The 13365-nt window shown below is 45.0% G+C and carries 20 protein-coding genes; 7 read left to right on the forward strand and 13 right to left on the reverse strand.

All coding sequences use genetic code 11. From position 1 onward, the window contains the following. Nucleotides 1–391: 391 nt before the first annotated feature. A complete protein-coding gene (locus D469_RS0116060; RefSeq protein WP_018924407.1) occupies nt 392–901 on the forward strand; it encodes a D-glycero-alpha-D-manno-heptose-1,7-bisphosphate 7-phosphatase in 510 nt (169 codons plus the stop codon). A gap of 113 nt (nt 902–1014) precedes the next feature. Here D469_RS0116060 and D469_RS21800 read toward each other — a convergent pair whose 3' ends face one another. From D469_RS21800 to D469_RS22180, 4 genes are all read right to left on the reverse strand, one after another. After that, nucleotides 1015–1179, reverse strand: a complete 165-nt coding sequence (locus tag D469_RS21800) for a YvrJ family protein (protein ID WP_018924408.1) — start codon at nt 1177–1179, stop codon at nt 1015–1017. A gap of 126 nt (nt 1180–1305) precedes the next feature. Then, the gene (locus D469_RS0116070) at nt 1306–1542 is read right to left on the reverse strand and encodes a DUF2922 domain-containing protein (RefSeq protein WP_018924409.1); all 237 of its coding nucleotides are present in this window, start codon (nt 1540–1542) and stop codon (nt 1306–1308) included. Between the two features lie 32 nt (nt 1543–1574). After that, the gene (locus tag D469_RS20610) at nt 1575–1793 is read right to left on the reverse strand and encodes a DUF1659 domain-containing protein (RefSeq protein WP_018924410.1); all 219 of its coding nucleotides are present in this window, start codon (nt 1791–1793) and stop codon (nt 1575–1577) included. A 171-nt stretch (nt 1794–1964) separates the two neighbouring features. Next, a complete protein-coding gene (locus D469_RS22180; protein WP_156817018.1) occupies nt 1965–2180 on the reverse strand; it encodes a thioredoxin family protein in 216 nt (71 codons plus the stop codon). Nucleotides 2181–2398: 218 nt separating this feature from the next. On the opposite strand from D469_RS22180, the gene D469_RS22185 reads away from it, so the two are divergent. The 4 genes from D469_RS22185 (at nt 2399) to D469_RS0116095 (ending at nt 4390) form a co-directional block, all read left to right on the forward strand. Further along, nucleotides 2399–2560, forward strand: coding sequence for a hypothetical protein (locus D469_RS22185; RefSeq protein WP_018924411.1), 162 nt, complete (start codon nt 2399–2401; stop codon nt 2558–2560). 303 nt (nt 2561–2863) lie between these two features. Beyond that, nucleotides 2864–3421, forward strand: coding sequence for a manganese efflux pump MntP (locus D469_RS0116085; protein WP_018924412.1), 558 nt, complete (start codon nt 2864–2866; stop codon nt 3419–3421). 144 nt (nt 3422–3565) lie between these two features. Then, complete coding sequence (locus tag D469_RS0116090) at nt 3566–4084, forward strand: GNAT family N-acetyltransferase (protein WP_018924413.1); 519 nt, start codon at nt 3566–3568, stop codon at nt 4082–4084. 39 nt (nt 4085–4123) lie between these two features. Beyond that, the gene (locus tag D469_RS0116095; protein ID WP_018924414.1) at nt 4124–4390 is read left to right on the forward strand and encodes a hypothetical protein; all 267 of its coding nucleotides are present in this window, start codon (nt 4124–4126) and stop codon (nt 4388–4390) included. Here D469_RS0116095 and D469_RS0116100 read toward each other — a convergent pair. From D469_RS0116100 to D469_RS0116130, 7 genes are all read right to left on the reverse strand, one after another. Further along, on the reverse strand, nt 4374–4889 hold the full coding sequence (locus D469_RS0116100) for a hypothetical protein (RefSeq protein WP_018924415.1): 516 nt from the start codon (nt 4887–4889) through the stop codon (nt 4374–4376). The genes D469_RS0116095 and D469_RS0116100 overlap by 17 nt on opposite strands. A gap of 39 nt (nt 4890–4928) precedes the next feature. Further along, nucleotides 4929–6074, reverse strand: coding sequence for an ABC-2 transporter permease (locus tag D469_RS0116105; RefSeq protein ID WP_018924416.1), 1146 nt, complete (start codon nt 6072–6074; stop codon nt 4929–4931). Beyond that, nucleotides 6071–6925, reverse strand: a complete 855-nt coding sequence (locus D469_RS0116110; RefSeq protein WP_018924417.1) for an ATP-binding cassette domain-containing protein — start codon at nt 6923–6925, stop codon at nt 6071–6073. Before D469_RS0116110 ends, D469_RS0116105 begins: the two co-directional genes overlap by 4 nt. Then, entirely contained in the window at nt 6906–7301 is a 396-nt protein-coding gene (locus D469_RS20615) for a GntR family transcriptional regulator (protein WP_018924418.1), read from the reverse strand. The genes D469_RS0116110 and D469_RS20615 overlap by 20 nt, the downstream gene beginning before the upstream one ends. A gap of 495 nt (nt 7302–7796) precedes the next feature. Further along, a complete protein-coding gene (locus D469_RS0116120) occupies nt 7797–8537 on the reverse strand; it encodes an N-acetylmuramoyl-L-alanine amidase (protein WP_156817019.1) in 741 nt (246 codons plus the stop codon). Then, the gene (locus D469_RS22705; RefSeq protein WP_018924420.1) at nt 8482–8610 is read right to left on the reverse strand and encodes a hypothetical protein; all 129 of its coding nucleotides are present in this window, start codon (nt 8608–8610) and stop codon (nt 8482–8484) included. The genes D469_RS0116120 and D469_RS22705 overlap by 56 nt, the downstream gene beginning before the upstream one ends. A 161-nt stretch (nt 8611–8771) precedes the next feature. Continuing rightward, on the reverse strand, nt 8772–9683 hold the full coding sequence (locus tag D469_RS0116130) for a DMT family transporter (RefSeq protein WP_018924421.1): 912 nt from the start codon (nt 9681–9683) through the stop codon (nt 8772–8774). A gap of 244 nt (nt 9684–9927) precedes the next feature. Here D469_RS0116130 and lepB point away from each other — a divergent pair, with 244 nt between their 5' ends. Next, nucleotides 9928–10509: a signal peptidase I gene (lepB, locus tag D469_RS0116135; RefSeq protein ID WP_018924422.1), complete on the forward strand. Its 582-nt coding sequence runs from the start codon at nt 9928–9930 to the stop codon at nt 10507–10509. Between the two features lie 347 nt (nt 10510–10856). Then, nucleotides 10857–11228, forward strand: a complete 372-nt coding sequence (locus tag D469_RS0116140) for a hypothetical protein (RefSeq protein ID WP_018924423.1) — start codon at nt 10857–10859, stop codon at nt 11226–11228. A 59-nt stretch (nt 11229–11287) separates the two neighbouring features. Here D469_RS0116140 and D469_RS0116145 read toward each other — a convergent pair whose 3' ends face one another. Continuing rightward, a complete protein-coding gene (locus tag D469_RS0116145) occupies nt 11288–12133 on the reverse strand; it encodes an ABC transporter permease (protein WP_018924424.1) in 846 nt (281 codons plus the stop codon). Further along, entirely contained in the window at nt 12130–13128 is a 999-nt protein-coding gene (locus D469_RS0116150) for an ATP-binding cassette domain-containing protein (protein ID WP_018924425.1), read from the reverse strand. Before D469_RS0116150 ends, D469_RS0116145 begins: the two co-directional genes overlap by 4 nt. Between the last annotated feature and the right edge of the window lie 237 nt (nt 13129–13365).

Raw genomic sequence — 13365 nt, forward strand, 5'->3', positions numbered from 1 at the left:
CCAAGCCGTTAAATTTGATATCGAACAAGGTCAGCGTGGCCCACAAGCGGCTAACGTTCAAAAATAAGTACGGTATTTAAAAATTGCCTAGCGGCACGCATTGCCGCTAGGCTTTTTGATTTGTCTCTGTTAAAAAGACAAGGTTGGTTTTGAAGTAGCGCTTTTTGAGCAGAAGACGCGAGACTTATACGGGTATAGCAGCACAGAAATTCATGAAAAATTGAGACAAGGAATTTGTGAAATGGGTATAGAATTTTACATATCGAGCCGGCAGATGAGCGGGGCTGGTTTTATCCAGGGGAGCTTTTCTTGGGCAGGGAAAATCCTGAATTTTACGCACAATGCTTAAAAAATTCAACGGCGACCGTTACACATGGAGGTAAAAAACCCAATGAAGACAGCTTTTTTTGACCGAGATGGAACGATCATTAAAGATTATCCGGATGAAGAGTGGCGAGAGATCACCGCACCAGAATTCCAGCCAGGAGTAAAAGAGACGTTGAAGCACGTGCAAGACCAGGGCTATATGATTATCATCATTACCAATCAATACTTAATCGGGGAAGGGTTCATCCGCGCATCGCAGTATTACGATATCAGCGACCAAATGCTTGAAGAGCTGCAACAAGAAGGAATCGAAATTACCGACATTTTCTTCTGTCCCGATGCCCGCTGGGAAAAAACAAACCGATTGAAACCAGCTACAACGATGGTTGATTATGCCCTTGAAAAGTACCCAGAGATTGATTTAAGTGGTTCGTTTATGATTGGGGACTCCATAACTGATATGGAGATGGCGAAAAATGTTGGCGTCAAAGGATATGGCATCGGTCTTGCTCCAAACGAGGACCTGCTCTTTACGCCACTTGATGACATTTTGGAATTAACGAAGCACGTATAATACGTAAAAGCAAGACGTTCAGAATGGAGCGACCAAGGAAAGAGAAAGTGCTCACAGCTCTCCAATCTCCAAAAGCCGCTTCCTCCCAAAACGGGGAGAAGCGGCTTTCTCAGTTACGGTTTGAGCTGTGAGGGTGGTTGGTTTGCTGAAGGAAGCGACTCTTTCAGCACGTCGATGGCCCGTGTCAATTCACTGAGGCGTGTCTCGATCCGGGTGAGCAAATAAAACGTCACTAAAATCGGAAAGCTTACTTCAGCTATCATGCCCGCCCAATCCATGGCGTCACCGTCCTTTCAGGTTGCGGTCAGAACCGAAAATTTTCACGTACCGTATTCTTGCTTTCTTACGTAAAGAAGGCAGTTGGCATGAAAGAAACGAGAGAAGGACGCTCTCGTTTCAGCTGTTTATGCTTCCTCTTCCTCCTCTAACAAGTTTAGTGGTTCGATACTGCGTTCGACAATGCGGGCATCGATAATGGAGACAAGTGGGCCGGCACTGCGGTCGATCTGGTCGTGTTCGATCATTTGCTCCATGGCTGCCTGGACGGTTTCTGGGTTAACTGGAAGGGCCGGGTTGGTAATGTTTAAGGTTACATTCCCTTCTTCTGCTTCAAATTGAAGCTGTAAGGTTTGTTCGCTCATCAGTTCACCTCCTTTAGTGGTTGGCTACGGTCTTAAGTGTACAGTTGCTCGGTGGTGGAGAATTCTACTCGTTCGAGCTCGCCTTCTGAGATCGAACTGACCGCTTCGGCAAATGCATAAACCGATTCGATGTCAGCATCAGGTCTTACATTTTGGTAGGAGCGGGTAACGAGTACTTCCTCGCCAAATTCATCTTCGCTTTGCAAACGTAAGCTGAGCCGTCCGCCTACAGGCATGCTAGTAATCGCCATGTAATCGCCTCCTTTCTGCTTCCTTTTGCTGAAGCATCTTTAGTGTAGCGTGAGCAGGCACTCGCTCTCAAAGTACCTTTCACGCTGACAGCAGCTTAAACCTATACCTTTTACCAGCTGGATATAAAAAAGAACGCGCAATCAAAAGCGCTCCGGTTGAGAGGTAATAGTTTAATATGTTTTAAATAGATGGACGACCCTGTTCAGTTCGTCCCAGTCGATAAAGCGGGAACCGCGCCACACTTCTTTTCCCTCCATAAATAAAAGCAGGGTAGGCGCAGCAAATAGTAAGTGCTGGCCAGCAAAGGAAGCAACTTGCTCTCTGTCGGCACTGTAAATGGGAAGCTGCGGCCAGTTGTTTGCCCATTCAGCCAGCTGCCATTTCACCTTCACAGACCGAGCAGGGTTGAGACGTAATTAGCACGAGTTGCAGGTCATTTGAAGCTAGTTTATCGAGCAAGTGGGAGGAACTGTATACCGGAATCACTGCTACCACCTTCTTTCTGCTCTTACTATCCCCTTTCTCACTGCAGCATGTCCTCCATCCTGGCTTTTTAATTTGGCAATTTTCGGGTAATATGACGTTAAGAAAGCAGGTGAGAAGTATGAACTTTTTAGTACTTGTCGACCTTTTGATTGTGCTTGCAGCCGGCCTGATATTGGCGCGGTTTGTGATGAGCTTTTCAGAAAAAAAGAGAAAATGGGTAGGAGTTATTGTCCTGCTTTTATATGTGGCCGGGGCCACGGTTTATTTGGGAGGTCCGTGAGGGTTTAGTAACTAACTCTGTTAAACGTGATTGAGGTTCGCTTTAGGCCGGGCACTTGCTAAGGCCTATCAAGAGGTCCTCATTATTTGGCAGTCGCCGTTTTCTCTGAACCGCTTATCCCGTAAGCGTCTCGTCTCTTCCACTTCACGTAACTTTTAAAAAACAAAACTGTCCTTTTACAGAACCTAGAAAATATAGCTTGGCTTAATGAAAACAAAACGCATGAATGGAAGTAGAGAAAGCGTATATATTAGTATCGTTTTCTCTTGCTGGAGAGGGACAAACAACAAAGGATATGAAGAAATGTCGCTATTTCAATTACTTTTTTTAGCTGCGGCGGTATCGGTTGATAACTTTGCCGTTGGCAGTGCATATGGAGCCAGGCGGCACGAGGTAGGCTGGAGAGTTTGGGCTAGTGTAGGCGTCGTCTCTGGGGCTTCCTTTTATCTCATGGGGCTGTTTGGAGAGTGGGTATTCCGTAGCCTGGGCTTAGCTGATGGAGGAATAGCGTGGTTACATAGTCTCGTATTTATAGGCATCGGGATTTATAGTTGTGCGGGGGTGAAAAAGTCCAACCACGAGAAAAATAGCGATTTACAACCGCTTAAAAGCTGGCAGACTATTTTATTCATAAGTGTCATACTCTCACTGGATGCGGCTGTTATGGGTGCAGCCGTTGGGGGAGTGTTACCCCTTCCCATTGCATTAACGGCAGTGATTGTCGGGCTGGCGAGCGCTGGCTTTGTGGCAGGGGGCGGTTTGGCTGGGCTTTGGTTAACAGCCCACCCAAAAATGAAACACGCAGCCTACCTGCCTGGAATCGGGCTCATAGTCTTAGGAATATACGAGCTGTTCGGATAAGTGGAGAAAAGCTGACAGCTACAAGGCGTAAGGAAGAGCAGGATGAAATGAAGGATGTGATATCACAATTTTCAGAGCAGTTCTCACCGCTTAGCTTGTAAAATATGGTACACTGACTGAAAATAGAATGAGGGGGAGAGGCTGATGAAGATTAGAGAAGCTAGAAGAGAAGATGCACCTGCTATTGCTTATGTTCATGTTAACAGTTGGCGAACCACTTATGAAGGCGTCGTTCCGCAAGCTTTTTTGAATGATTTAAATGTTGAACAGCGCACCGCTAGCTGGGAAGAGATCATCGCCTCCAAGCAGACGGCTATTTTTGTCGCTGAAAATGACGAAGATGAAGTCGTCGGCTTTGTCAGCGGCGGACAAGAACGAAGCGGTGAATACAGCCCTGGCCGCGGCGAAATATTTGCGATTTACCTGTTAAAAGAAGTGCAGGGCCAGGGAATCGGCAGAAAGCTGCTCGCGCCATTCATTGAACGTTTGAAAGAAGAAGGCTACGAATCCTTACTCGTTTGGGTGCTCGAAGAAAACCCGTCCCGCACCTTTTACGAAAAATTAGGAGGAGACATCATCGACTCCGATACAATTAAGATCGCCGGAAAAACCTTCGATGAAATAGGCTACGGCTGGGAAGATATAAACGAGGTAGAAGTGTGAATCATAGCATGGACGAATCACCGAAGGAGTGTTCCTGAGATGAGACGGTTTATCGGTATATTTATGATGATAAGCGTATTATGGGTGGCGCTAGAGCTGGTGTCAGGGAGGATCATTACGTTTTTAGCGGTGGAGGCCGGCCACATTGATGCTCTTACTGCGGCCGGCGCGGGCGCGGGCGCAGTGGTCCAATTTGGCAGCTACCAGCCTTACCTTCCTTGGGTGTGGGTCTTGGTTGCCACCATGTTGATCCTGGCCACTAACCCACACGCAAAAGGTAAAGAACAGCTTATAGATCACTCATAAACAGAATAGGCACTAGCAAACAAATGATAGTCAGGATGAGCGATAAGTGTGTGTGTTGCAATAGGGTAAAATGAGCTGGAGCAAATCGTGTGGCCAGACTAAACACAAATAAGAAAAACACAAATAATAAAAATATGTAACTAATAAAAATGTAGCTGTTTGATTCATACACTACAGAAGTTGGAAGAAACTCAGCTGCAGCGATAAAAAGTATGATGCAAGCCACGCCACCCATAAAGGTAAGAAAGGGCATACGGCGCCACAGTCTGGAGGAGAACAGAGACTGTGGCTTTTTAGCTTCGAGAGAAAATGTCAGTTGAAAACAGAGCAACGGTCCAAACAAGAAGCTTGTAAGAATAAGAAGTTGCGATGGAGAAGGTCCTTCAAGAGCTTGGGTAACTACGCCTCCCTGTCTAAATATGAAATTCAAGGCAAAGGGGACAATAAACGCAAAAATGACAAGTCCAAGTTGCAATGCTAGTAAGAACGGTTTATTCAAGGTGACTGACCTCCTGTTTTACGTTGTGTGAGCCACATGTTACGGCTCGTAAATGCTGCCGCCCATCATGCCTACGCCGCTGTGCACGTGCGCATTGATATAAAAATCATCTTCATAGTCATCTGCCTGCTGGAGACGCACCTCGAGCATCTGTGAATCTTCTATGGTTTCTTTTAACTCTAACTGATAACGACCTTCATCGACTTTTTCTATGTCTTGTAGAGGGATATCAGCTGACGCATCGGTTCTGTTAGTGGTAGGAAGGTCGGGCCTGCCTATCCAGCTTCCTGCTAGTTCTACTTGTTCTGTCGCAACCAAGCGTTTCAAATCACCTTCCCATTTAATTTCTGCTGCATAATGAGCTTCGCCTTCTTCTTCATCTATGGATATCGTTTTATCTACTAATATGGCATTTTGAAAATCAGTAGTAGCATTGCCATATATACTGGTGGCATGCGCGTATTGAACTGAAAACCAGGCTGCGAGCGCCACGGTGGTTAAAGCCCAAAACCCAGTCATAAGCTGCTTTCCTTTTTTTCCGGGCTGCCGTTTCTTTGCCTGCTGAAGGGCAAGAATATAACTACCGGCCCAAATCAGCCCGAAAAACAACAAGCTGCCCCAGTTAGAGATGTACCACCATTCATTAGGAAAGGAGCCAATGAATTGAGGGGAAAATACAGCTAAAACAAAGCCTATCACAACAAATAAATTAATCGTTCCGCTTGCTGCTAGTATCCCACTTTGGGAGCCAAGCGTAATGGCGATAAAAATATAGGTTCCTGTAACTAAAAATGACCAATGCAGCATAGACAACGAGTCTTCCCATGCCATAGGCAGATCAGCAACCACAAGCTGTACGACGAAAAAAGTAAGCAGAACAAAACTACATAATGAAAACAGCAACATAAATCCGACCGCCAGTTTAGCGTTTATAACTTCTGTTGCCGTAATAGGAAGCAGGCTGTTACGTTTACTCATGCCACTTTCATCTTCGCGCCGGAGCGCATGACCGGTCAGGGCATAGCCAAAAATTAAAATAAACAGGCCGGATACGCCCCAAAAAGCCTCTGTAGCTTCTTGCGTCAAAAACCAGCTCATAAGAGCGACGTACAGGATGGCTCCAATCAGAATAATGATCCAAATATCACGAAGTAGATAAAGGTAGCGTTTCATCATCGTAGTCATGATTCGTTCCCCCGGTTGGACTGAGCGGTAAAAAAGGTTTGCAGGCTGACAGGCTCAGTTTTAATTAGATCATCATCAGGCAATTCAGCTTTTACGGCCACACCTTGGAGAGCATGCGGCTTTTCTTCTTTTTGCAAGATCGCGGCTGCCGGCAAGCTGCTTTGTGGCGGCGCCCAAAAATAGACATAGTGTTCCAAAAAAGTCTCTTTTTCATCAGCAAAAAGCAAGGAGCCTTCTTCAATATACAAAAAGTAATCACACACACGTTCCATTTCGGCAATATGGTGAGTAGCCGCTATAATCGTCTTCGTTTCATCTTCTAGATAGTGCTGCAGCACCGCCAGCATTTGTTCGCGATAAATGGCATCTATTCCATCTGTCGCTTCATCAAGCAGGACAATGCGTGGCTCATGCCCCATTCCCAAAATAAAAGCGGCTGCTTGCCGTTGTCCTTTAGAGAACTGGCCGACTTTTTGATGTGGGTCGAGTTCAAAGGTACGTAATAATGACGCGACAAAATCCTCATTCCAACGCTTATAAAAAGCGGCTTGGAAATGAAGAGCTTCACTTAAGGTAAAGTCATAAGGCACAGGCAAATCATGATTAATGTATGTAATGAATTGATTTGCTTCTTTTTGTTCGGCTGGCATGGAAAAGTCTTCAATTGTCCAAGTACCATTCGCCACCATCGTCATCCCGGTAAGACCTTCAAACAAGGTCGTTTTTCCGGAACCGTTTCTGCCCAAAACGAGCGTGAATAAGCCGCGAGGAATCGTAATTTCCTCGATGGCAAGTTTAAAGTGTTTTCGTTTCACCTGTAAATTTGTTCCACTAATCGCTGTCTCGATCATGATGGGACCTCCTTCTTTGGATAAGGGCATGAACTGTATTTATGATTTCCTCGCTCGCTATCCCCTGGTGTAACCCGTCGTTTATCAAGTTTTCCAAGCGTTCTTCCCATTCTGCCAATTTTGCATCTCTTCCAACGGGTACCCCTCTGACAAAGGTACCTCGACCAGCTTGCGTATAGATCCATTCTTCTTGTTCCAAATCTTGATAAGCCCGTTTCACCGTAATCACACTTATATTTAAATCTTTGGCCAGTTTCCGAATGGAAGGAAGAGCCGAATCAGGGGGAAGGGTATTGTATATAATTTGTTCCCGCAATTGCCGTTTCACCTGCTCATAGAGCGGATCCGGTTGCTGTTCGGAAATATGTAGCCACATGGCGGCTCCTTTCGAAGGCTCAACTGTGTATAGTGTACATACACAGTATATGCACATTTGTAAAAAACTTCAAGGGTAAAAGTGAGTCATGGAGAAATAAGAAGGAGGATAGAACAAGAAGAGGACGTAATAATAGGGAAGAGGGGGACATAAAAAAACAGTTTGAAGTGTTACAGCGGCAAGACGACATGGTGAAGTGAAGAGCAAGCCGGTGGGCTACTCGTCTGATGTAATGTCAGCCTGAAAAGGTGCTCTGTTATCACTATAGTGAAGACTTACATAACGATCGAAGGAGCTGAGGCAGTTTTGATCGGCAACGGATATTGATTTCCCATTTTTTCGATAAGTGTTTATACACGACTATCAGATATCTGATGCGGTAATAAGTCTAAAACCGCTGAAAGAGAGGGGTTTTGGCAAGAATAAAGGAACGCATGCCTGCTATAGCATGCGTTAAAAAATTTCACGCACCGTAATAAAGAAAAATATATAAAACTAGTCAATCAAGCGATGAAGGATCATCGCTAACTCCTCGCGGGTGACGGAATCTTTGGGGCGGAAGCTGCCATCGGGGTCGCCGGCTAGAATGCCTTTACCGTGCAGCAAATCAATACTTCTGGCAGCAAGGGAAGAAGAGGGGACATCGTGAAAGCCGGCTTCCTTCGTAAAAGCGTCCGCCTTCCCAGCGTCCATGGCTCCTTCCACTTGTCGTATAAACCAGTCCTTCGAAATGCTGGTCCCGGGGCAGCTTTTTTCAGAATGGTCGTTGTGAAAGACGATATCGCTCAGATTTAAGGTAAACTGTTCGAGTAAAAGAGCGCAGGTGGTGATCACGGAAGTAAGTTGGTTGCCTTCAAGCACGTCTTGGCCTTCATCAAAATCACCGATCATTTCGATGCAAATTCCACCGCTGTTGTGACCTTGGATGCAGGCAGGATCGAGTTCAAAGTCCCTGCCGTCCCAAATCATTCCGTCCGGTGCAATAGAAAGGTGTTGGCCGATGTCTTGCCAGCCGTTTGTCTGCACGTGATATTCCCACATGCCGCGGATGGTGCGTTCGCCAGCGTAGTCGGCGTGAGTGGGGCGCCATGTATGGTGGATTTGCAAGTGTGTGATGGTCCGGGCCGGGGTCAAAGCGAACAGCCAAGTGGAAAAGTCAGCGAGCGTAAATGATTGAAAGCTACGCATAAGTATCCACCTCCTTGTCGCTGTCCGCATGAGGCAGCAGGTCTCCATATGGACTGTCCATTTTGATAAACGATTCGTTCTCTACTTTGTAATGGTCGAAGATATACCAATTTTCATTCATGAACTACACTCCTTTATGCTTTGATAGATTGAGTGTAGCTGAGAAATGAAAAGGGGTTAAGCTGCTTATCAAGCTGAGAACAGCATATTTCAGTTTGTTTTTTAGGGAATAATGGCTGGAAAGATAAAAAATTCACCCCTCTCCGTGTGAGAGGAGTGAATTTAGTCCTGAGTGGAGGTGGCAGGGGCGGGGTGTTTTTCCGTTTTCGTTTTCCTCGTGGTTAATAAGACTCCGCCAATGACTAATACCGCGCCGGCGATTTGTTCAAAGGTGACTTGTTCGTTTAATAGGGTGACGGCACCAATCATTGTAAAGACCGGTAGCAAATTGAAGAAGATCGAGGCCCGGGATGGACCGATGTCTGCTACAGCTTGATTAAAGAGAAGTAGGGCAATAACAGACGGGAAAATTCCTAAATAAAGCAAACCTGCTACTTGTGGAAGCTCCCATATGTTCGGCTTTAGCATGAGCCATTCCCATACAGCAAACGGAAATTGAATCATGCATGCAAGCCCGAGCATAAGCGTGAGGCCGCCGTAGGGAGGATATTTATGATTGTGTTGTTTTACAAATACGGAATACAGAGCCCAAACGATAACACCACCAACCATAAGCAGGTCGCCGATATTAAAGGATAAGGAGAGCAGGACAGTCAAGGAGCCCTGGGTAATGACCCAAAGCGCCCCCGCTAAGGACAAGGCAATGCCAATCCATTGGTATTTATTTAAATACTCGCGCAGAAAGAAGAGGCCAAGCGTAATTGTAAAAACGGGCATGGCCGTTTCAATAATCGCGACATTCGTGGAAGTTGTAAATTGCAGGGCAGCGTAAACCAAAATGTTAAATAACGCTACACCGGTAACTCCCATTGCAACAATTCCTTTCCACTCCGTTCGAAAGATTTCCTGGTGGCGTTTAATTTGACCCCAGCCGAGCGGTAGCAAGATAAGAAATGCAAGAAAGCAGCGAATAAACGCGATCGTGACCGGGGGAAGGTCGTTTATCGCGCGTCCTACCAAAATGTTGCCTGAAAAAAGAATCATCACAATAACTAAAAAGATGTAAGCTCTCATCTAGCATCACTACTCCCTGTCCTTCACCCGTCCAGCGTGTTATGTAGAATGAATCTTGAGTTAAATCTTTGTGAAACACAAACTCATGGAAACGTATCAAAAGTTTAAGATTAATTCAATTGTTTCTTGTTTTCTCGTTCAAGGAATTCTCTTATTTTCCTAACTTCATGTAAAGATACCGTAATTCGCTTTTCTTTTGCCAATTTTATTAGTATAGTTGTAAAATAAAGATGAGACAGGAAATGTGAAAGAAGGATTAGAAATGTACGGAGCTATTCGTGAGATTTGGGATTGGTTAAAAGTTTTAGTCATTGTAGCAGTTATTGTTGTATTGGTGCGCGTCTTTTTATTTGGTAATTACGAAGTGCACGGAGAATCAATGATGCCGAATGTAGAAGATGGAGACCGTTTAATCATTAATAAAATCGGCTATCAGATCGGTGAACCAGACCGCTTTGATGTTATTGTGATGCACGCTCCAGATAATAGTGATTTTGTTAAACGAATTATTGGCTTGCCAGGCGATGAGATTGTTTATGACGAGGATACATTGTATGTAAATGGTGAAGCAGTGGAGGAAGACTTTCTTGAACTTGAAGAACACGCAGAGCAAAACAATTTCCCGTATACATCGGATTTTACCCTTGATGAGATCCCAGGTGGAGAAGAAACGGTACCAGACAATTATTATTTTGTATTAGGAGATAACCGGGGTAATAGTCAAGACAGCCGTAACTTTGGCTTTGTGCCGGAAGAAGATATTGTAGGAGAAGTTAGTTTCCGCTACTGGCCGCTAGGCGAGTTTTCTTGGATAAATGATCATTAATAATATGGTGCGATTGAGAGAGGCTGACTATTGAAGTCAGTCTTTTTTTGTGTGTTATAAGCTGGAAAAAAAGCAGAGGGATTTTCGTAGAAATGAGTGCGTTTTTCTTATTTCTATAAAGCTATCTTCCACCTTTGCTTAAATGGAAGATTAAGGTAGAATAGACCTATACCGGTTCTGTCATATTTTGCGGTAAACTACGGCAGAGAAAGACTTGTAGTGTTGTAACCTTATGTTCTTACTATAAAAAAGCCTTATCTGTAAGGCCCTTAACCCTACCAATGCGGGAGTGTTCGTTAGTGTAAGTACGTCTATGATTTTATTATTCCAACAAGGAGAAGAACGAAATGAAAAGAAAATGGCTAGTATGTTTGGGCACACTCCTGATCGCACTTACTGCCTGCGAGAACCAGGATTCTTATATATATGAAGGGGAAGGTGAAGACTGGGACGTAGAGTATACGGCCCATGTCGAAGGGGAGACTCAGGAAGCGCATGAATATCAGTTGAGCTATCAGGGGGGAGAGATTCCTCCCACTTCAGTAAACTATGAGATCAATTCAGTAGAAGTCGAAAATGCGCCGGTTGACCAGGACGGCAATGTAGACACACATGAAGAAAATTGTGATAAATGTAACATAAGATCAGTAGACGAGGAAATTGAAGTGATGATTGAATGGGAGGACCACACCGAAGAACTGATTCTTGAAAATGAGTAACTCCGCCTCCCTTGCAAGAGGCGGAGACGCTGTTATTTACAAAGTGTCGTACGAAGCATTTACTTTTTATTACGATATAAATACATGGTGAGGGGAGCAAAAATCACCATAATTATGAATGACGATAGCAATGCCCATCCAATTTGCTCACTTGTAGCTGTGCCATGCATAAGACCACGGACTGCTTCCACTACTAAGGAGATCGGGTTAACATCGACAAAGCTTTCCAACCAGGAAGGAAGGGTAGCCGGGTCCACAAACACATTACTAACAAACGTGAATGGAAACATAATCATCATGCTAACCATCATTAATGATTTTTCTGAACGCATAATCAAGCCAAGCGTCGTCCATACCCAGGATAAACTAAACGAAAAGAAAAGCAGAACGGCCACTGCTCCCAACATTCCACCGACATCGCCATCAGGCCTGAATCCTAACAGAAATCCTAGTCCAATGATGATCGTAGAAGCAATGGAGTAGCGGACTACGTCAACCAGCAAGGCGCCAACCAGTGCAGCAGGCAGCCAAATCGGCAAGGTTCGAAACCGATCAAACACGCCTTTGGTAATATCATTATTCAAATCAATTCCGGTATACATCGTAATCATTGTCACCGTCATTACTAATATGCCGGGAAGAAGAAAATGCAAATAATCACCGGTTGACCCTGCAATCGCTCCCCCAAATAAATACGTGAACATCAGCAAAAAGATGACCGGGAACACAGTTACATCAAATAACTGTTCCGGTATATGTTTTATTTTTAGCAAAGCGCGCCAAGCAAAAGTAAGTGAAGCAGATAGTGCATTCGGCCTTGCTGGGCGGGGATGTGATGCTAATGCTTCGTCTAACTTATCATTCGTAGCAGCTTGATAATGAGGCTCTGTTTGCGAATGTTTCATGATATATTCTCCTCACTCGTATGCTCCTCTTCAGGTGGTTGACCAGTTAAAGTCAGGAAAACTTCATCGAGGCTGGGTTGGCCCAGGGAAAAATCAGTGATAGAAATATTCGCTTTCGCTAGTTCATCTAACGCTTTCGAAGCACGAGACGTAACCGACACATGAGCAGAGAGGGCGGTTGGGTCACTAGAAAGCTGAACGGCTGTACCAAGGGTGTTCGTCAAAATCTGTTCTGCTTCAGGGCGGGTATCCGGGTCTTGGAGGCGCACGTGCAATGTGCCTGATCCGACCGATGCTTTAAGCTCAGCACTAGTTCCTTCCGCAATCACTTTTCCTTTATCAATCACTGCAATCCGGTCGGCTAATTGGTCGGCTTCATCTAAGTACTGCGTCGTTAATAAAACGGTGGTGCCAGCTGTAACCAAAGCCCGTACGATTTCCCACACGTGGTTGCGGCTGCGGGGGTCAAGTCCAGTGGTTGGCTCATCTAAAAATAGCAGTTCCGGCAGGACGACAATACTTGCGGCAATATCCAACCGCCGTCTCATGCCACCGGAGTATTTCTTGACTTGCCGTCTAGCGGCTTCTTCTAAATCAAAGGCGCTCAGCAGTTCATATGCTCTGTCTTTTGCTTGTTTCCGTGCATAACCGGAAAGACGGGCCACCATGATCAGGTTTTCCAAGCCGGTTAAGTTCTCATCAACGGAAGCAAATTGGCCTGTTAAACTGACTCGCGCTCGAATTTCAGCAGCCTCTTTTTTCAAATCATAGCCGAGGATGGTTGCGTTGCCTTCATCTGGAGCGAGCAAAGTTGATAGCATTCGAATGGTAGTCGTTTTCCCAGCGCCATTTGGACCTAGGAAACCATAGACGGAGCCTTTTGGGATAGAAAGATTTACACCATCCACCGCCCGTGTAATTCCGAATGCTTTCACCAATTGAGTAGCTTCAATGGCTACATCCCCTTCGTGTGTTGCTCTGCTTTTATAGGTCATGATCTTTTTCACCCGCCTTTTTTATTTTTTCCGAAGAGGGAAGTAGGCGTAGGCCTTCCTCCACGTAAAAGTGTATGTTTGCTAGAAAGATAAATTCCGACAGAATTTGTGTGAAATTATGGAAAAGAGAAGTAAATACGTAACAAAGAGCTCTTTGTCACTAAAGTGCTGTGATAAGTCATAAAAGGGCTCTCCAAGAAGCGAGAAGTACTAGCAAAACCCTCATTTCAAGCAGAG

Source organism: Salsuginibacillus kocurii DSM 18087, from assembly GCF_000377705.1.
Lineage (GTDB): Bacteria > Bacillota > Bacilli > Bacillales > Marinococcaceae > Salsuginibacillus > Salsuginibacillus kocurii.

Excerpts from the sequence above, each read along its gene's own strand:
- D469_RS0116060 (WP_018924407.1), top strand. The coding sequence starts at position 392 with ATGAAGACAGCTTTTTTTGACCGAGATGGAACGATCATTAAAGATTAT.
- D469_RS21800 (WP_018924408.1), bottom strand. The coding sequence starts at position 1,179 with ATGGATTGGGCGGGCATGATAGCTGAAGTAAGCTTTCCGATTTTAGTG.
- D469_RS0116070 (WP_018924409.1), bottom strand. The coding sequence starts at position 1,542 with ATGAGCGAACAAACCTTACAGCTTCAATTTGAAGCAGAAGAAGGGAAT.
- D469_RS20610 (WP_018924410.1), bottom strand. The coding sequence starts at position 1,793 with ATGGCGATTACTAGCATGCCTGTAGGCGGACGGCTCAGCTTACGTTTG.
- D469_RS22185 (WP_018924411.1), top strand. The coding sequence starts at position 2,399 with ATGAACTTTTTAGTACTTGTCGACCTTTTGATTGTGCTTGCAGCCGGC.
- D469_RS0116085 (WP_018924412.1), top strand. The coding sequence starts at position 2,864 with ATGTCGCTATTTCAATTACTTTTTTTAGCTGCGGCGGTATCGGTTGAT.
- D469_RS0116090 (WP_018924413.1), top strand. The coding sequence starts at position 3,566 with ATGAAGATTAGAGAAGCTAGAAGAGAAGATGCACCTGCTATTGCTTAT.
- D469_RS0116095 (WP_018924414.1), top strand. The coding sequence starts at position 4,124 with ATGAGACGGTTTATCGGTATATTTATGATGATAAGCGTATTATGGGTG.
- D469_RS0116105 (WP_018924416.1), bottom strand. The coding sequence starts at position 6,074 with ATGACTACGATGATGAAACGCTACCTTTATCTACTTCGTGATATTTGG.
- D469_RS0116110 (WP_018924417.1), bottom strand. The coding sequence starts at position 6,925 with ATGATCGAGACAGCGATTAGTGGAACAAATTTACAGGTGAAACGAAAA.
- D469_RS20615 (WP_018924418.1), bottom strand. The coding sequence starts at position 7,301 with ATGTGGCTACATATTTCCGAACAGCAACCGGATCCGCTCTATGAGCAG.
- D469_RS0116120 (WP_156817019.1), bottom strand. The coding sequence starts at position 8,537 with ATGGAGACCTGCTGCCTCATGCGGACAGCGACAAGGAGGTGGATACTT.
- D469_RS22705 (WP_018924420.1), bottom strand. The coding sequence starts at position 8,610 with ATGAATGAAAATTGGTATATCTTCGACCATTACAAAGTAGAGAACGAA.
- D469_RS0116130 (WP_018924421.1), bottom strand. The coding sequence starts at position 9,683 with ATGAGAGCTTACATCTTTTTAGTTATTGTGATGATTCTTTTTTCAGGC.
- D469_RS0116140 (WP_018924423.1), top strand. The coding sequence starts at position 10,857 with ATGAAAAGAAAATGGCTAGTATGTTTGGGCACACTCCTGATCGCACTT.
- D469_RS0116145 (WP_018924424.1), bottom strand. The coding sequence starts at position 12,133 with ATGAAACATTCGCAAACAGAGCCTCATTATCAAGCTGCTACGAATGAT.
- D469_RS0116150 (WP_018924425.1), bottom strand. The coding sequence starts at position 13,128 with ATGACCTATAAAAGCAGAGCAACACACGAAGGGGATGTAGCCATTGAA.